This is a genomic window from Paraburkholderia sp. BL27I4N3, assembly GCF_003386115.1.
Taxonomy (GTDB): domain Bacteria; phylum Pseudomonadota; class Gammaproteobacteria; order Burkholderiales; family Burkholderiaceae; genus Paraburkholderia.
The window spans coordinates 1,617,154-1,633,245 of the sequence record NZ_QREJ01000001.1; the positions used below are offsets into that span (position 1 = coordinate 1,617,154).

Genomic DNA, 16,092 nt, shown 5'->3' on the forward strand with positions numbered 1-16,092 from the left:
GGGCCAGCCGATATAGTGCAGCGCAATTCCCGTGGACTAAGATTGAGGCGGTCGTACCGGCGTACTGCGTAGCCGATGCCCGCTGCAGGAAAACGAAAACCGTAGATGACGATCGCTTTTCTTCCCAATGGCATTCTGACCAGCACTATGCTTGGTTTGACATTACCTCGGGCCGCCTGAGTGAATCATACGAGGAATTGAGAAGCTGAACACTTTGAATATACGCAAACCTTGCGGTGCGTCAATTGTCCACGCGGCGTTGTCGGATTCAGACGCCGGATCACCCGCAGTCCAAAGAGAGAGTTGTCACGCTGCTCAGTGGTTCGGATAACATCCGGGACTCAGAACATCGAATCTGTCTATCGTGGTCATCGCTTGCGGCGATCGTCATCAATCGCGTCGTGCGATGGTGAGGTTGGCTGAAAAAGTGGACGCCAACATTCCGTAAAATTGAGGAATGGAGGTATTGATGAACCGAATCCCCAAGGCTGTGTACACGAAGGAATTTCGTGAAGAGGCAGTAAAGCTGGTAATAGCCGATTGCCTCGGCGTCTTCGAAGCCGCGTATCGATTGTCAATTTCGATGAAGACATTAGCAAACTGGGTTCGTGCTGCAAAGGATGGCAAGCTGGAGAATGTTGGGCAGCATCAGAGACCACTGACGGAGGTCGAGGCCGAGCCGGGGCGGGGCGGGTCAAGCGGGAATTGGCCGAAGTAAAAATGGAGCGCGATTTATTGAAAAAAGTTCGTAACGTGTGTGCTATGAAAGCTGTTTGATCGATGAGGGCAGGCCCCTCGATGTCGTCTTTCAGGAGAAGGCATCAAACCACTTCAAGCTGCTGTGGTAAAGAGCCATGGTGGTGAGCGTTGAAGAAAAGGCGCAGTGAATGCGTCAGGTACGGAATAACGAGACGAGCGCAAGCGAACCGTCGATGAGGTGTCGATAGCTTTTCCCACCCGTCGTCAAAACCAAGGTCCACGTTGCATCCCGGGATAAACCAAGCGGGAGCCTGATGACTGGCTTGGTGGCGACCGGCATATAGACGGCGTGACGTTACTCCAGGCGATTGAACGGAACATAGGAACCTGTCATTCCGGTGCGAAGGGAGAAGCTTGATTTGAAAGACTCGAAGAAGGCGAGAGTACCGATGCGGGATACAGGGGCGGAGCATTTCGTAGTAGCGATGAAGCCTCGTAACGGGGGTGGAGCGAAGGGAATGCGTCATCCGGCAAGACTTGTGGGCCAACCAGAGAATGGGATGAGCCGATGAGTCGAGTCAGGCCGTTTGCAATAACGAAGCAGTCTGTGTGGACAGCATGGCTTCAGGTGAAAGCGAACCATGGCGCGCATGGTGTGGACGGGCAAACCATCGAGGCATTTGAACAGCGGCTTGGAGGCAATCTGTACAAGCTGTGGAGCCGGATGTCTTCAGGGAGCTACTTTCCCCCGCCGGTGCGTGGCGTGGAAATTCCGAAGGGCAATGACAAGCACCGCAAGCGCTTGTTGGGAATTCCCACAGTGGCAGACCGAGTTGCCCAAGCGGTTGTACGCAATTATCTTGAAGCGCAGGTAGAGCCCTGTTTCCATCCGGATTCCTATGCTTACCGTCCTTCCAGATCGGCGCTGGATGCGATTGCTGCTGTCCGGAGTCGTTGCTGGAAATACGACTGGGTACTGGAATTCGACATCAAAGGTGCGTTTGACCACGTCGATCACGAGCTCATGATGAAAGCGGTGCGGCAGCATGCCCGTTGCACATGGGTGGAGCTGTACGTCGAACGTTGGTTGACGGCACCAATGATGAGGGGGCAGGAAATGGTGTCGCGGACGCAGGGCACGCCGCAGGGTGGTGTCGTCAGCCCGGTACTGTTTAATCTCTACATGCATTATGCCTTTGATACCTGGATGGCGAGGCACTTTCCGGACACGTCCTTCGTGCGGTACGCCGACGATGGATTGGTCCACTGTAAAAGTGACGCCGAAGCCAGACGGTTGCAGGAGGCAATCGGTGGGCGTCTCAAGGCCTGTGGCCTGGAACTGCATCCTGAGAAGACGAGGATCGTGTACTGCCGGGATGGGAATCGCAAGCAGGACTATCCCTCCACGAGCTTCGACTTTCTGGGATACACCTTCCGTGGCCGGCTGGCCAAGAGCAAGCGCGGCATCTACTTCAACAGCTTCAGTCCCGCGCTCAGCAGCAAAGCCGCGAAACGCATTCGCGAGAAAATGCGGATGTGGGACATCGGCCGCTGGACGGATGCTGGGATTGAAGACATTGCCGAGCGGGTCAATCCAGCCCTGCGCGGATGGTGGAACTATTACGCGGCGTTCTATATGAGCGTATTCAAACGTGTGATCGGCCACTTCAACGACATTCTGGCGAAATGGGCGGCGCGCAAGTACCGTCGATTCAAACGAAGTCGTGCCAAGGCTCGGACGTGGCTCAGGCAGTTGGCGGCGCGCGCACCGGATCTGCTGTATCACTGGTGGGGGTATTGCCTCCGGCTGGATGACAAGAGCCGTATGAATCGAGAGGTTCACGTACGGATCTGTGAGGGCCTGGCGGGGAAGTTCCTCCGGGCTACTCGACACTTCGCGAAGGAGTCGCGGTGAAGTACGGCGTCTCATCAATGCGTCCAGCCGCTCCCAGTTGATCAGGTCAGCCTGAAACATCCGTTGGTGCGGTTGGTGCGACTGATCAACCCGGTGCTGCGAGGCTGGGTGAATTACTTCGCTGTTGGACAGTCCAGCGAGTGCTTCAACTTCATCAAGGACTGGGGGGAGAAGACGATTCGACGCCACATGGGTCGATCCCGGAATCGTCGGGGCTTCGGCTGGAAGAGGTGGAGTAGGCGCTGGCTATATGACGAATTGAAGCTGTTCAACGGCTACCGGGTTCGTCGTGCTGCCGCACTGAAAGCGTCCCCGGCATGATAGGTCCCATAAACCTTGACGTGAAGCAGGCAGGAAAGCGAGTGCGGGAAAGCCGCATGCTGCGTTTGACGTGGCGGGAGCTGGAAACGTGACCATGGCAACCGGATTGAGGCCCACCGCGAAAGCGAGGGAGAAGCCACCGGGGCCTACCGTGCGCGCGCCAGTTCTCGACCCTACCTTAGAAGGGGGCGGCGGCGCAGCAATGCGCTGCTGCTACCTGACGAGAAGGCGATTGCCCATCCAACCGATTCACGCCTGCTCGAGCGATGTCGCGAACATCTGGTGAAGGCGGCGGCACGGCACGGCCTGAAGCTGAGGCAGAACTACAACCGCGAGGCGCCGTATCTGGGGCTGCAGATTGGTCGCTACGCTCACGCGAAGCAGTACAAGCGCATGAGGAAAGCACTGCGCACGCTGCGTTCACGCGTCGGACGGGTGATGCGCGATGTGGAGCGACAGGTCGCCCAGGTGGCAGACCCAGAACGCGCTGCATTGGTGGAGCTGATTGGCCGCACGAAGCGCATCCTGTTGCAGAAGCTGAAGGACAAGAACAAGCTCTATGCGCTGCACGCGCCGGAAGTGGAGTGTCTGGCCAAAGGCAAGGCGCGCAAGCCGTACGAATTCGGCGTGAAAGTGTCGATCACGACGACTCACAAGGAAGGACTGGTAGTTGGGATGCGCTCGATGCCGGGCAATCCGTACGACGGTCATACGCTGGCTGAAGCGCTGGAGCAGGCGACAATCCTGTGCGACATCACGCCGGAAGTCGCGATCGTCGACCGTGGATACAAGGGTGTCGCTGTCGACGGCGTGAAGATCTACCACCCGGGCTTGCGGCGCGGCATCACACGCGGACTACGCGCGATGATCAGGCGACGCAGCGCAATCGAGCCAGCCATCGGTCACATGAAGGCTGACGGGAAGCTCGGCAGAAACTGGCTCAAAGGCGCGCTGGGTGATGCAATGCACGCGGTGTTGTGCGGCGCCGGCCACAACTTGAGGATGATCCTGAGGAAGCTACGGCTTCTTTGTGTCTTTATTCTGGCTGCCTTGCTTGAGCGCCGCACTGCTGCGGTCCCATCGCCGTAACGCCGGTGGTCGCAAAGCGAATTGTTCAGGACGGGCTAATTAGCCACCGATTTTCAACTTTAATCTAGAAGGTCGTTCGCATTCCGAATCTAAGCACGCGTGCCGTGGTGTTGGGGTATGCCGGTTCCCCGTAATATAGGGCTTGCCCCAACGTGTAAGTGGACCCATTTTTATTTTTTGTTTGTGCGTACCCGATATATATACTGGTTTGTTTAAAAATAGAATAAAAAACACCTAATCCAACAATGTACGAGTTTTTTGACTGAGTAATTCCATTCGAGGTGTCAATCAATTTTATAACTTGTGCCATTAAAACGGTCGAACGTGTAATTTGGTAGCTCACTCCCAGATTGACAATTGCATACCGCCACGAATTATTAAACGATGCTGCGTCAGTTATGATTGAATAGTCATCTTTAGTGTACCCGAGATACACTCTTACCGGCCCAATCCCATAGTTACCGCCGACACCCCGTGCTTTGTAATATCCCCGATCCAATGCGTCCCTCTGATAGACATATCCGGCATGAAACGTTGCGGGGCCATTGGTGTAGTTGATTGCCCCGCTAAAAGTTGTTCCACCACTTGTAGATTTCGCAACACCGCCGAGACCGTACATCAACCCGACCGAGAATCCATAAATTTTCGGAGATGAGTAAAGAACGGAATTATTAACGCGGCACGTAATGACCTCGGTAAGGAGCGTAGCTTGGACGGTACCATTAGGCAAAGTGCGATCAACGTCCCAGACGCTCCCTCCTAAGCCTCCTAAAAAAACGTCGTTGTCACTCATAGCAAGAAACTCTGGCGAGTATTGGCGACCAAAAGTCAAAGTCCCTTCAGAACCTTCGAAGCCAACATACGCTTGCCGGCCGAAAAGTGCGCCGCCCTGCTGTATGGTGCCGGTATTAGGCGCGAAACCACTCTCAAGTCTGAAAATAGCTTTGTATCCGTCGCCGAAGGCTTGGCTACCCATAAGGCCAAGCCGCGATCCGAACGTGCCGCCATTCGACATTTTAGTTAAGGTTCCTCTGCCCTGATTTGAGATATCAGTGAGAACGTCTAATGCTCCATATAGCGTGACGCTACTCTGCGCACGGTTTGAATCGCAGCACGCTAATCCAAAAAACACTCCCATCACCACTGCGCATACTGATTTTATCATTTGGAAGCCAAATCTCTTTTTGCTTCTGATGAGCCAATATCGTGGTCATTGAACAAATCCGACAGAAAGTGGAGTTGCATGAAGTAACAGCCAAATCTATGCCATGCGCACTCCGTTATTTTCTTCACGCCTCGATAATTGAGAATTGGGAATCTAGGCCCGGCATGATTTTCCAAGTTGCAGTTGTGAGCCGGGGGCACCGGGCTTGGTGGGGCAGGTGATCGCTAATAGGAGTTCAGCCGGAACATCGGTAGGCCATCCGGTACGTGAATGCGGAGACCTGCCGCCGATGTTGCAGACCGAACCGTGCAACGTCCGAAGCCCTCGATGCATGAAAAGCCAACAACGTCGCTTAGTCGATCCATTCATGAGCGTTGACGTAGGCAAAGGCCACCATCACCCCGTAGCCCTCGGCCGAAACCGAAAGCGTTGGTACAACAAAGCGCCGGCCCGACGATGAGACCAAGCTGTGCACTCATCTCCGAACTGAAGACGTTCGGTGAACTTTTTTTCGTCGTAGATCACGCTCACCATCGAAGCATTGTCCGTGGCAGTTGCTGTTGACCTTGGTGTCCTAGTCGCATCCTTACCAGCCTCACTATGCGCCGCATTGCCGACCTGCTCGATGGCAATGCCTAGATTGACGCGCGCGATGCCGCTGTCATTGCTATAGCCGCGCGCTCAATGCCGCTTACACTGCACTGCCTCCGACTGGCTAACGTACTGCTCGCCGAAATCGCCATGCTGTGCGGCCGCCACAACCCACGCTGCATGCAGAGGTGCGCAAAGAGGACGCTCGGTTCATCGTCAAGCCCGAGCTCATATTCGGCTTCACGCCGGGACCCGTACGTAGCCGCCTGGTAACTTCCGCAGTGAAGGCGGAGCCTCAAGGGTTCACTCCAACTACAGACTCCGGTGGGTCAACGCGGATGCACCACGCAACGAACTGTAAGATGCTTTGGGCCGCTCACGAAGCTGGACGCAACGAATTCGATTTCGCCCGCCGGCTCGATAAGCCGCAACCTCGGGACCAGTTCCTCAAACAAGATGCGCATTTCCATGTTCGCGAGATGCTGACCCAGGCACACGTGGGCGCCGGCGCCGAAAGCGAGATGCCTGTTCGGTTTGCGGTCGATATTGAATGCGAATGGCTCAGGGAAGACCTGCTCGTCACGATTTGCCGAGCCATAGCAGAGCATCAGCCAATCGCCCTTGCGGATTGTCCGGCCCCGGACGTTGGTGTCGGCAGTCGCCGTACGCATGAAATGACGCACCGGCGATGCGTAGCGAAGGGTTTCGTCGATAAACTGCGGAATCAGCGAACGATCCGCCTGTAGTCGCGGCAGTAGCTCAGGGAAGCGGCTCAACGCCCACATTGCGACCGATATGGACGACGAAACCGTATCATGTCCTGCTGCGGCGATGATCACGTAATAGCCAAGACGGGTCGCTTCATCGATAGGCTGTCCGTTGATCACCGCGTTGGCCAGCAAGCTTGCGATATCGTTACGTGGGTTCTTCCGGCGGTCTTCGGTCAGGCGGTCAAAATAATCCTTGAAGTCGGCCACAATGGACAGCAGGGCCTTGCCCATCGCGCTGCTCGCATCGCCTTGGCGCTGCACTTCGCGCTTGTATTCGGCATCCTCGCTTCCGAACATCTCCTGAGTCAACGTCAACATGCGCAGGGAATCTTCCTGCGGAACGCCGAGAATATCCATGATCACGCTCAGTGGGAAATGCAATGCAAAGTCATTCGCAAAATCGATCACTTGCCCGTTGTGATGCAACAGCTTCGCGATCGTTATATTTGCCAGCGATCGAATGCGGTCGTCAAGCTCGAGAATGCTGGTAGGCATGAACCACGACTGCGTCAGCGCGCGTAGACTCTTGTGCTCGTCGCCGTCGACGTGCACGAGTGATCGGGCGATGTTTGGACTACCGGTGGTGGAAATGACATGCTCGATCGACGCTCTTGGCCTGCAGACGACAGAATAGTCGCCGTTGTGAAACAAGGCATTTTCTCTTGAAATCATGGAGACGTCGGCGTGTTTCGTGACCACCCAGAACGGGTCATGTCCATCCGCCATGGCGCGCCCGACGGGGTTGTTTGCACGCGCCCAAGTATAGGTTTCATGGAGGCGATTGAGGTTGGTATAGAACTGCGGATCAACCAGATGGTTTGCTATGTCTTTCGGTAGGTCGTAATTTGGCATGCTCATGATATTGATAGTGCGGTTTGTTGGTGGGCGGCACGATCCAGGCAAGAGAAGGGCGCCTCTTCCTGCCCCATTCCGCTATTGGGCTCTCCGCGGACTCAATGACTGGTCTCAACTTTTGACGGTCGCTCGCTCGCGTGTACTGAGATCCTTCCCACGGACTTTGAAGTAGCATTCATGTATAGAGCTTGCTGTCATCCGAGATCTACATATTGGTCCCCCGTTGACGCAGGCACTGCAGCGTTCGCATCGGTAATGTTGTGGGTGAACTGGCGTGACGGACGTCGATATCCGCCCGTCGTATTGCTTCATACTATTCGCTGCCTCCCTGTGTACCCTTAATCTAGGTCAACTCTTCTTGGTTAAGTGTTCACTCAGGTGGTCCTTGAGGGCTACTGTTTGTCGGGCCGGTGCGCAACAATCCCCCGGCGTCATAGTTGTCGCTTCTGAATTTCTTTATCAAGAAGAGTCAGAGGTGCAAGTTGAAGGCGAAACAGACGTATTCTGTCGGGTTCAGGGAGCAGGCGCTCTCGAAGGTCCTGCGGGGGCAACCGAACGGTTGGAACTGTAGCGGACGAATTGAACGTGAATGTTTTGACATTGACGAAATGGATGGGAGGTGCAGCCGCCGCGAACCGGAGCTCGAGCTCGGGACATGCAAAGCGTCCGGATGACTGTTCGCTGGAGGAACGGCTGATGGCCTTGCAGGAGAGCCACGGGTTGGTCGACGAATCGTTGAACGGCTGGTGTCGTGAGCGCGGCCTGTTTGCGCATCATCTCGCGCAGTGGCGAACGGACTTCTGCGCCGTTGGTGGAATCGGTGGTAGCCGGCGCGAGAGCGCACCAGGAGGTGCGGGATCTGAAGCAGGCCAATCTCCAACTGCAGCGCAATTGAACCGCAAGGAGAAGGCGCTGGCTGAAGCTGCAGCGCTACTGGTGCTGCAAAAAAAGTACCGCGCGCTGTTCGAGGGCGAGGCCGAATGACGGGCCCTGAAGAGCGCAAGACATTGACCAGCCTGATCAGCGAGGCGACCCTGGCCGGGGCTCGCCAGGCACACGCGTGCAACATGCTGGGGCTTAGTAGTGCCCGGACAGTTCAGCGCTGGCAACGCGGCAAACCTGACGCGGCGGACGGGCGCTCGTTACGGCACCACGAGGCATGTCACAAGCTTTCTGCCGACGAACGCGCCGAGTTGCAGGTGGTCGCGAACTCGGCCGAATTCGGTCATCTGCCGCCAGGCCAGATCGCGTCGCGACTGGCAGACCAGCAACGCTATCTCGCCTCCGAATCGACGTTCTACCGGATACTGAAGGCCGAGAAACAACTCGCCCACCGGCGCAGCGAACGGCCGGCCACGCTCGCAGCAAACCGCATTCCGTTCGCGCCGACGCGCCGAACCAGTTGTATTCCTGGGATATCGCGTATTTGCCGACGACGATCCGTCGGCAGTACTTTTATCTATACCTGTTTCTGGATGTATTCAGTCACGCAAGATCGTCGGTTGACAGATCTATGCGGAGGAAAGCAGCGCGCTGGCCAGCGAGGTTCTCAGGGACCTCTGCGCGCGTGAAGCGATACAGCCTGACTGGGTGATTCTGCATTCGGATAACGGCGGCCCGATGAAAGGCACGGCGATGCTCGCCACACTCCAGGCGCTGGGTGTCATGCCGTCGTTGAGTCGCCCGGGCGTGAGCAACGACAACCCCTTATTCCGAGTCGCTGTTCAAGCCCCTGAAGTACCGGCCCGCTTACCCGCTCAAGGCGTTCGATACCTGTTCGTCGCGCGCACCTGGGTGGGCGCACTGGTGCGCGGGTACAACGACGAACATCGTCACAGCGCGATCCTGTTCGTGACGCCGGCGCAGCGTCATGCCAACCTTGATCAGGACATTCTGGATCGGCGCATGGCGCTCTATGAGACTGCCCGGCAACGCAATCCGCTGCGATGGACAGGCCGCACGCGCAAGTGGCAGCGCATAAGTACTGTGCATCTGAACCCGGATCGAACTCACAACCTGCCAGGCACTCCGCAGCGCGATAAGCAGGAGCGAAAGACCGTCTGAACTCTAAACGTTGAGGCAACAACTACCTTGAAAATTTCCGAGGATGGCATCGAGCTTCCGTGGGTCGATGAGCAACCTCCGCCCGGGATAAGTGCTTGCGAAAATCGAGCCAGGGGCGGCCTGCTGATCGTCTTCGGACCTTAGCGATAAAGCGAGCTGCCGGGACAATTGACCGCATCGTACTGACCACTGAGCTGCAACGTCAGCAATCTTCGAACGGCGACGTAGCGAAAAGTGTTTCGTCGACTGACGGCGACAGACCAGTCCTGGTCAGTAACAAACCATCGCACCACACACGTTCGACGCGTCCCCACGCACAGGCTGAAGCAGCGTCCGGGAAGAAACCTCGTCCGTGATAGTTGGCGCTCGTGTTGCAGAGCAACGGAATACCCGTCAGCTTTTCGTATTCGACCAGAAGTTGCGCCACCGGATGCTCGGAAGTTCTTGAAATGGTCTGCAATCGGGCAGATCCGTCAAGATGCACGACGGCAGGGATTTTTTCTCGCCATTCCGCGCGCGTCTGATGATCGAACAACATATAGGAATCAGGGCTCCCCGGACTAAAAATGGTCGGCGCACGATCCTCAAGGCAAATTGGCGCCACGGGACGGAAGTGCTCTCGAAACTTGATGTCGTTGAGATGATCCTTCATTGTGGGCAAAGTCGCGGCGGCCAGAATGCTTCTGCCCCCCAATGCTCGTGGTCCGAGCTCGGCCCGGCCGGCAAGGAAAACGACGGGCTTGCTACTGGCGAGTATGCTGGCGAGTTCTGCAATGGAGCAAGTAGACGCCGTCCATCCGGGCGGTACTTGGCAACCTTTTAAGACCGGTCCGCTATATACCGACCACTCCAGCGGCACGAAGCCCTTCTCAGCTGCCAGCGCGCAACAAGCGGCGCCGATCGCCGACCCGCTATCGTTGGGAAACGGCGGTACCCAGATTGCGTCGAACAAACCGCTCGCGCGCAGGGCGCTGTTCCATTTGATATTGAGCCCGCATCCGCCAGCGATGCACAAATTTCTCGGCCCCGGAATCGAATGGCGCTGCAGCGCGATACCCATTTCATGAACGAGAAGACGTTCGAGGAATACATGGAACGAGGCGAGTACGTCTTCGGATGGCCTGGCTTCCAGTCGCAGCGCGCTAGCTTCGAAGAACTCTCCTACAGCCGCTAGTGACGCGTCCGCGCTGTGGATGTTCTCGCGATAAGCTTGCGCACACTCCGCGTCGCCAGCAAAGCGTGCCTGATAAAGCCCGCGAAATACCTCAACGATATCTTCGTCAACGGAGCCCAGCGCGATGTAAGCCATCAGCTTGCCGGCCACACCCAGATCCCACCGGGCGCCGCCCGGCTTCTTATAAGGACCAAAGTGATGACCCGCCGCGGCGTAGATGTGACCTATCATGGGGAACAGGCAGTCAACATGGCGGGCGTGGTGGCGTTCTACATGATAGAGCCGTGGGACGATGCCACCATCCCACACCAAACAGAATGCAGGTTGCCCGCTTTGGGCAAAGGGACTGGTGCAGTACGCGGAGGCCACATGGCCTGACACGTGAGGATAGCTTTTATAAGGAAAGGAGTGGCCGCCGACAAGCAGTCCGGAGCCGTCGAGCGAAGCGAGCAGATCATCGGCTCGGCGTTCGGCATAAGGGGCCCCTTTTAGGCTGACGGGAAGCGACCCACTGAGGACCCGAAACTGCGACTCGACTACCCCGTCCCAGCCGTCGATGACAAACTGGTCGATATCGTGCGCACGGAAACCATGCTCGGACAATGCGATCGTGATCGCGTCGAGGTCGTCGATCGCCTGATACCGCGGATTGTTGTCTCGCTTTTCCTGCTCCACGCAAAAAACGAGTTTTCCATCCTCGACAAGGGCGATCGCTCCGTCGTGTGTCAGTTTGATCCCACAGATGCGCATAATATCTCCCTGCCTAACGCTGGTAAGTTGGTCCACACGAAGGAGAAGTCCCGTTGCGAAAGCAGGCGAGCAGACAGTCTTCATTCAACGACTGACCGACGCAGCTCAAACGATCGATCTCAACCAGCTCTTCTTCCAGGATGGCTATGACCGTCTCGGCTCCGGCAACGTGGCCCCATCGCCGGCAATTGGCGTCACGTGCCGATCCGAAAACCAGCTGTCCACCGGGCGCAAGCATCCGTGCTAAATTGCGGACAGCGGCGCGCACCTCGACGCTGCCGTCGAGGTAATAGAGAACCTCCGCCACCACGATCAGATCGAACTGTTGCTCAGTCGAAAAATGCTGGACATCGGAGACGATCCAATTGATGTGTGGTGGGTCCATCATCCGTTCGCGTGTCCTAGCAATTGCGCGTGGCACAATATCGATCACGGTGAGCCGTTGGCAGTGCGGTGCCAATTTTTCCGTAAAGGCTCCGCCGGCGCATCCGACTTCGAGCGCATTTGTGACAGATCCCTGCGAAAGTGCCATCCGAAGCATTTGCCTGTGGCGCTCGTGCTCAAACGGATTGTTGTCGAGCCGCCATGGATCGTCTGTGTCCAATTCCCGGCGCAGCAATTCGAAGTTCGTTTGATGTGTCAATTCCGCCATACCTTTATGGTTCGCCGCTGCAAGTATCCGGACCTTGGGCCGGGACTGGTGCTCCGTTGAAAACAGGCGTGTTGCTACGAGAACTGCACGGCGACCAAACGCTATTGTTTAACTTCCAGAAAAAATAGCTCGCGAGGGCTGTTACGCAGCTTCAGACCTTCAGCCACTCATTGGAAGGGCGTCGTTACCGTGACAACGCCCGTGAGGGATGCAGTCGAACCCGACGCTGTTCCCACAATCCGCGCAGTTCCTTGACGAGGGTTTCACGTCGCGTCTGCTCAAGCGTAATTGTATCGAGAAGATGTCCGAGCACGGCTTCGCCTTCGATCTGCATTAGCATATCGAACAACTCATGTGAAATGCGCACACTGTCACAGATGGAGCCGCCGGTGCGAATTTCGCATACCGTCTCCTGACGATCCCGCGCTGTGTGAGCGCGGATTCGATAGAGCGATGCATAGGGCGGCAGTGAAACCGCGAGCGCAGTCCAATGTTCCTGCGTTGCGGGCCGTTTTTTGACGAGGAACGGCCCGACCACAAGTCCATCCAGCTCTGTCGTCAGATATGTGGCAATCGCGTCTGCAACCGAATCTACGATTGGCTCAGCGTTGTTATTAAAGGAAGTGTTGAGCAGAATTGGGATTCCTGTCCGCTTCTTGAACGCATTAATAACCTCCCAGTAGGCGGGATTGGTTTTCCGCGATACTGTTTGCAGCCGCGCTGTACCGTCAATGTGCGTGATGGCGCCGAGCAAGGCACGCTTGGAGTCGCGCACGCGAACTACAAAATTCATAAAAGGGAATTCGCGGGTACCCTCTGGGAGGTCAAAAAATTCGTGCGCATCATCCTCCAGCACTGATGGCGCGAACGGTCGGTAACCCTCGCGCTTCTTGACCATGGCGTTGATCCGGTCCTTGTTTGCGGTCGGCCTGGGATCGGCAAGAATGCTGCGGTTGCCAAGCGCGCGTGGCCCGAACTCCGAACGACCCTGCACCCAGCCGATCACGGCGCCATTTGCCATCCAGTCGGCTGCTCTGCCTGCCACGTCATCACTGCGTTCAACGTCGAGGTGTCCGGCCCACGCATTCAATTCTTGCTCCACGACTAGATCGCTCCCAAGATCGGGCCCCCAATAGACCTCCTGCAATCGCTCACGCGGCGCGGGCTGACCGAAGTCGTTTGACATCATAAGGGCGGCGCCTAATGCGCAACCGGCGTCGTGCGCTGCGGGCTGCACAAAGATGTCTTCGAAAAGTCCCGAATACAGCAGCTTACCGTTCATGGTGCAGTTATGAGCTACTCCTCCGGCTATACACAGCCGCTTCATACCGGTGACCTCGCGATGATGGCGGAGAATGTGAAACACGATCCGCTCCAGCGCTTCCTGCAATGAAGCAGCCACATCTCGATGCTGCTGTGTGAATGGCATTCCCTTTCGCCGGACCTGGATGCTGCGGAGCAACGTCGGACCGATGCGGTCCAGGTAGACGCGGTACTCACCGTCGGCGGAGAGTTGATAGAATTGCTCGAAGAGCCCGCGATAGGGAGCGGGGTCCCCATAAGGTGCAAGCCCCATGACCTTGTATTCGTCGAACAAGCCGTAACCGAGATACCGGATTGTTTCGAGATAGAACAGCCCTAGAGAATTATGCTCTGCGAAAGTCGCGAGTTGCGTAATTTCTGTTCCGGACCCGAGCGCCAAAAGCCCCGAGAGGAAATCACCACCGCCATCGACCGCGAGGATCAGACTTTGCTCGAATCCAGACATCGCAAACGCGCTCACGGCATGCGCCAGATGGTGACTCACGAATGAGACTCGCGAAGGATCGACTTCGGTACCGAACTCCTGCATTAGTAACTTACGCAGAAACAGCTTGGCATCCACCGGAATGGAGATGTTCGGCTGGGACAGGAACAGGCGTTCGAGCATGACGTTGCAATAGGCCTCGGTAGCGTAAAACGCGATGCGGTCGATATCGCTGAGCTGAATCCCTGCGGATGCAAGGCAGTATTGAATCGAACTGCTCGGGAACTTGTTAGAGTGCTTGATCCGGTTGAGGCGCTCCTCTTCGACGGCCGCTATTACGCGTCCGTCCCGGACAAGCACCGCAGCGCCATCGTGCAGAAATGTGTTCGGCAGTTCGAGTGGATTTTCATGAACTTTGTCCAGCCCGCCGCTCACTCCTAAGCACAGCATGTCTCTCTCCTTGATTGTGGGAGGAAGGCCCTATTGGCAAGACTCGAACCCGTACCACCTAAGTAAGGTAGGCTATCGCTCGCCGCTGCGAATACCAGTCAGACCTCACCAGCCCCGAAGAATCTCGCGTAGGGTCCGTCTGCAAAATGGCGCCGCAATTCATGAAAATTCCGTACCGTTTGGTCCAGTGGTCGCGTTTCCTGGCGCTGAAGGATGACGCGACCAGAAAGCTGAGGCGCTGGAACCTGGAGAAAATCCCAAATCGTTGCCAGGCATGCGGCGGATTCGCAAAGAAGGCTCTCGTACTCCATCACAAGCAGGTTGGTCGATGCGAAGGAGTGCGCGACCCTAGCGTGGAAATCCTCGGCGGTCTTGAAGTAGGCCTCGCAGTCGGCGATTGACAATCCGACGCGCGGAGGCAGAGCCGCATCGTTGCCAGAACTGAACCTCAGCCATTGGCCGGTTTGCCTTGCCTGCACCAGCGATCGAAGCGATTCCAATGTGTTTCTGCGAGGCAGGAGGATGACCTTGAGGCGTGGCCAACGAGCCAGCTCAGCAAATAAGCCCGGACGGGCGCGAAACTGAGGTTCATTGATCTTGCAGCCGACATGCGTCACATTGGTCTTGTCGCTCCGCGTCGGGTAGCGAAGGTAGGCAAGCTCGAGGAGCTCACGGTCGCCACGTAGCAGGCGATCCTTATCGGGCCAATTCGTATCATACGTATTGAGCAGCTCACCGTTGCTCAATACGTTCGGATGCCTGTTTAGCAACTGCTCCAGATAGTGCGTGCCCGTCCTTGGCATCGCAAGGATTGCAAATGGCTCAGGAGGCGGTGTAGGGTGGGTCATTCTGGCTCCAGATAACATTCTTCGCGACAGTTCGGGATTGAATCAATGATGTGAAGTCAGCCGACTCACGATGCCAGCGTTCCAGCGTCGATAGATTGACTGGATGCCATTGAGGATCTTCCGTGACAGGCTGACTTCCACACTGACGATGGTTGCGCTTCAGTGATGGCGCGACCAGAAAGCTGAAGTGCTGGAACCTCGCGGAAATCCCAAATCGTTGCCAAGCATGCGGCGGGCCCGCGAAGAAGACTACCGACGCATGTGATTGATCGACGACTGCTGCAACGTCATTTGCTCGGCTTCGCTCAGTTCTACCGCACACTTCATCCGCTACCCCGGCACCACGAAGGCGCCAGCAGGTTGACGAAACTCAATCGGATGTACCAGGAACACTATCCTCCATACTGTACAATTCGTGAAATCGATTGTTTTGATGGAACACATCCACACTATGGATAAGTTGGGATCATGCGTTTCAAGGGCCTCGATCTAAATCTCCTCGTCGCGCTCGATGCTCTGATGACCGAGCGTAACCTCACCGCGGCGGCACGCAGCATCAACCTGAGCCAGCCGGCCATGAGCGCGGCCGTCGCCCGGCTACGCGCCTATTTCTGCGATGAACTGTTTACGATGAGGGGCCGGGAACTTGTCCCCACACCGCGTGCTGAAGGGCTCGCTGCTCCAATCCAATCCGCGAGGCTCTGGTGCACATCCAGCTCTCCGTTATTTCCCGGGACGTCTTCAACCCGGCCAAATCGGATCGCCGCTTCAGGATCATCCTTTCCGATTTCATGGCAGTCGTATTTTTTCGAAAGATCGTGGAGCGTATTGCACGGGAAGCTCCCGCCGTCGGCTTCGAATTGCTACCACTTGCCGATGACCCCGATGAGGTTCTCCGGCGCGGCGAAGCCGACCCAGGCGATCTTCTTCAATGACGACCGTGGATAGCCTTGTTCCAGGCAATGTTCGAGATACTGATCTATCGATGCGGCGAACGGGTTT

8 protein-coding genes and 5 pseudogenes are annotated in these 16,092 nt (G+C 56.6%); 7 read left to right on the forward strand and 6 right to left on the reverse strand.

Going from position 1 to position 16,092, the window contains the following annotated elements; translation table 11 throughout:
• Positions 1–469: 469 nt before the first annotated feature.
• The 4 genes and pseudogenes from B0G71_RS07320 to B0G71_RS07335 form a co-directional block, all read left to right on the forward strand.
• A pseudogene (locus B0G71_RS07320) lies at positions 470–756 on the forward strand (transposase); the annotation flags it as partial.
• Positions 757–1,327: 571 nt separating this feature from the next.
• A complete protein-coding gene (gene ltrA / locus B0G71_RS07325; protein ID WP_404935323.1) occupies positions 1,328–2,614 on the forward strand; it encodes a group II intron reverse transcriptase/maturase in 1,287 nt (428 codons plus the stop codon).
• A 66-nt stretch (positions 2,615–2,680) separates the two neighbouring features.
• Positions 2,681–2,935, forward strand: a complete 255-nt coding sequence (locus B0G71_RS07330) for a group II intron maturase-specific domain-containing protein (protein WP_258875751.1) — start codon at positions 2,681–2,683, stop codon at positions 2,933–2,935.
• Positions 2,936–3,160: 225 nt separating this feature from the next.
• A pseudogene (locus tag B0G71_RS07335) lies at positions 3,161–4,024 on the forward strand (IS5 family transposase); the annotation flags it as partial.
• Between the two features lie 64 nt (positions 4,025–4,088).
• On the opposite strand, the gene B0G71_RS07340 reads toward B0G71_RS07335, so the two are convergent.
• The gene (locus B0G71_RS07340) at positions 4,089–5,189 is read right to left on the reverse strand and encodes a porin (RefSeq protein ID WP_116140755.1); all 1,101 of its coding nucleotides are present in this window, start codon (positions 5,187–5,189) and stop codon (positions 4,089–4,091) included.
• A gap of 270 nt (positions 5,190–5,459) precedes the next feature.
• On the opposite strand from B0G71_RS07340, the pseudogene B0G71_RS41865 reads away from it, so the two are divergent.
• A pseudogene (locus tag B0G71_RS41865) lies at positions 5,460–5,942 on the forward strand (transposase); the annotation flags it as partial.
• A gap of 167 nt (positions 5,943–6,109) precedes the next feature.
• Here B0G71_RS41865 and B0G71_RS07345 read toward each other — a convergent pair.
• The gene (locus B0G71_RS07345; protein WP_116140757.1) at positions 6,110–7,408 is read right to left on the reverse strand and encodes a cytochrome P450; all 1,299 of its coding nucleotides are present in this window, start codon (positions 7,406–7,408) and stop codon (positions 6,110–6,112) included.
• A gap of 498 nt (positions 7,409–7,906) precedes the next feature.
• Between B0G71_RS07345 and B0G71_RS42605 the strand changes: the two are divergent.
• Positions 7,907–9,469: pseudogene (locus B0G71_RS42605) on the forward strand (IS3 family transposase).
• Between the two features lie 202 nt (positions 9,470–9,671).
• Here the strand turns inward: B0G71_RS42605 and nodU are convergent.
• From nodU to B0G71_RS07380, 4 genes are all read right to left on the reverse strand, one after another.
• A complete protein-coding gene (nodU, locus tag B0G71_RS07365) occupies positions 9,672–11,429 on the reverse strand; it encodes a nodulation protein NodU (RefSeq protein ID WP_277872818.1) in 1,758 nt (585 codons plus the stop codon).
• Complete coding sequence (nodS, locus tag B0G71_RS07370; RefSeq protein WP_105512239.1) at positions 11,407–12,045, reverse strand: nodulation methyltransferase NodS; 639 nt, start codon at positions 12,043–12,045, stop codon at positions 11,407–11,409. The genes nodU and nodS overlap by 23 nt, the downstream gene beginning before the upstream one ends.
• Before the next feature lie 184 nt (positions 12,046–12,229).
• Positions 12,230–14,242, reverse strand: a complete 2,013-nt coding sequence (locus B0G71_RS07375) for a carbamoyltransferase (RefSeq protein WP_116140763.1) — start codon at positions 14,240–14,242, stop codon at positions 12,230–12,232.
• A gap of 98 nt (positions 14,243–14,340) precedes the next feature.
• On the reverse strand, positions 14,341–15,090 hold the full coding sequence (locus B0G71_RS07380; protein WP_105512252.1) for a sulfotransferase: 750 nt from the start codon (positions 15,088–15,090) through the stop codon (positions 14,341–14,343).
• A 468-nt stretch (positions 15,091–15,558) separates the two neighbouring features.
• Between B0G71_RS07380 and B0G71_RS07395 the strand changes: the two are divergent.
• A pseudogene (locus tag B0G71_RS07395) lies at positions 15,559–16,004 on the forward strand (LysR family transcriptional regulator); the annotation flags it as partial.
• Positions 16,005–16,092 lie beyond the last annotated feature (88 nt).

Coding starts and splice junctions, on each gene's coding strand:
- B0G71_RS07375 (WP_116140763.1), bottom strand. CDS start 14,242: ATGCTGTGCTTAGGAGTGAGCGGCGGGCTGGACAAAGTTCATGAAAAT.
- B0G71_RS07345 (WP_116140757.1), bottom strand. CDS start 7,408: ATGAGCATGCCAAATTACGACCTACCGAAAGACATAGCAAACCATCTG.
- B0G71_RS07380 (WP_105512252.1), bottom strand. CDS start 15,090: ATGACCCACCCTACACCGCCTCCTGAGCCATTTGCAATCCTTGCGATG.
- B0G71_RS07340 (WP_116140755.1), bottom strand. CDS start 5,189: ATGATAAAATCAGTATGCGCAGTGGTGATGGGAGTGTTTTTTGGATTA.
- nodS (WP_105512239.1), bottom strand. CDS start 12,045: ATGGCGGAATTGACACATCAAACGAACTTCGAATTGCTGCGCCGGGAA.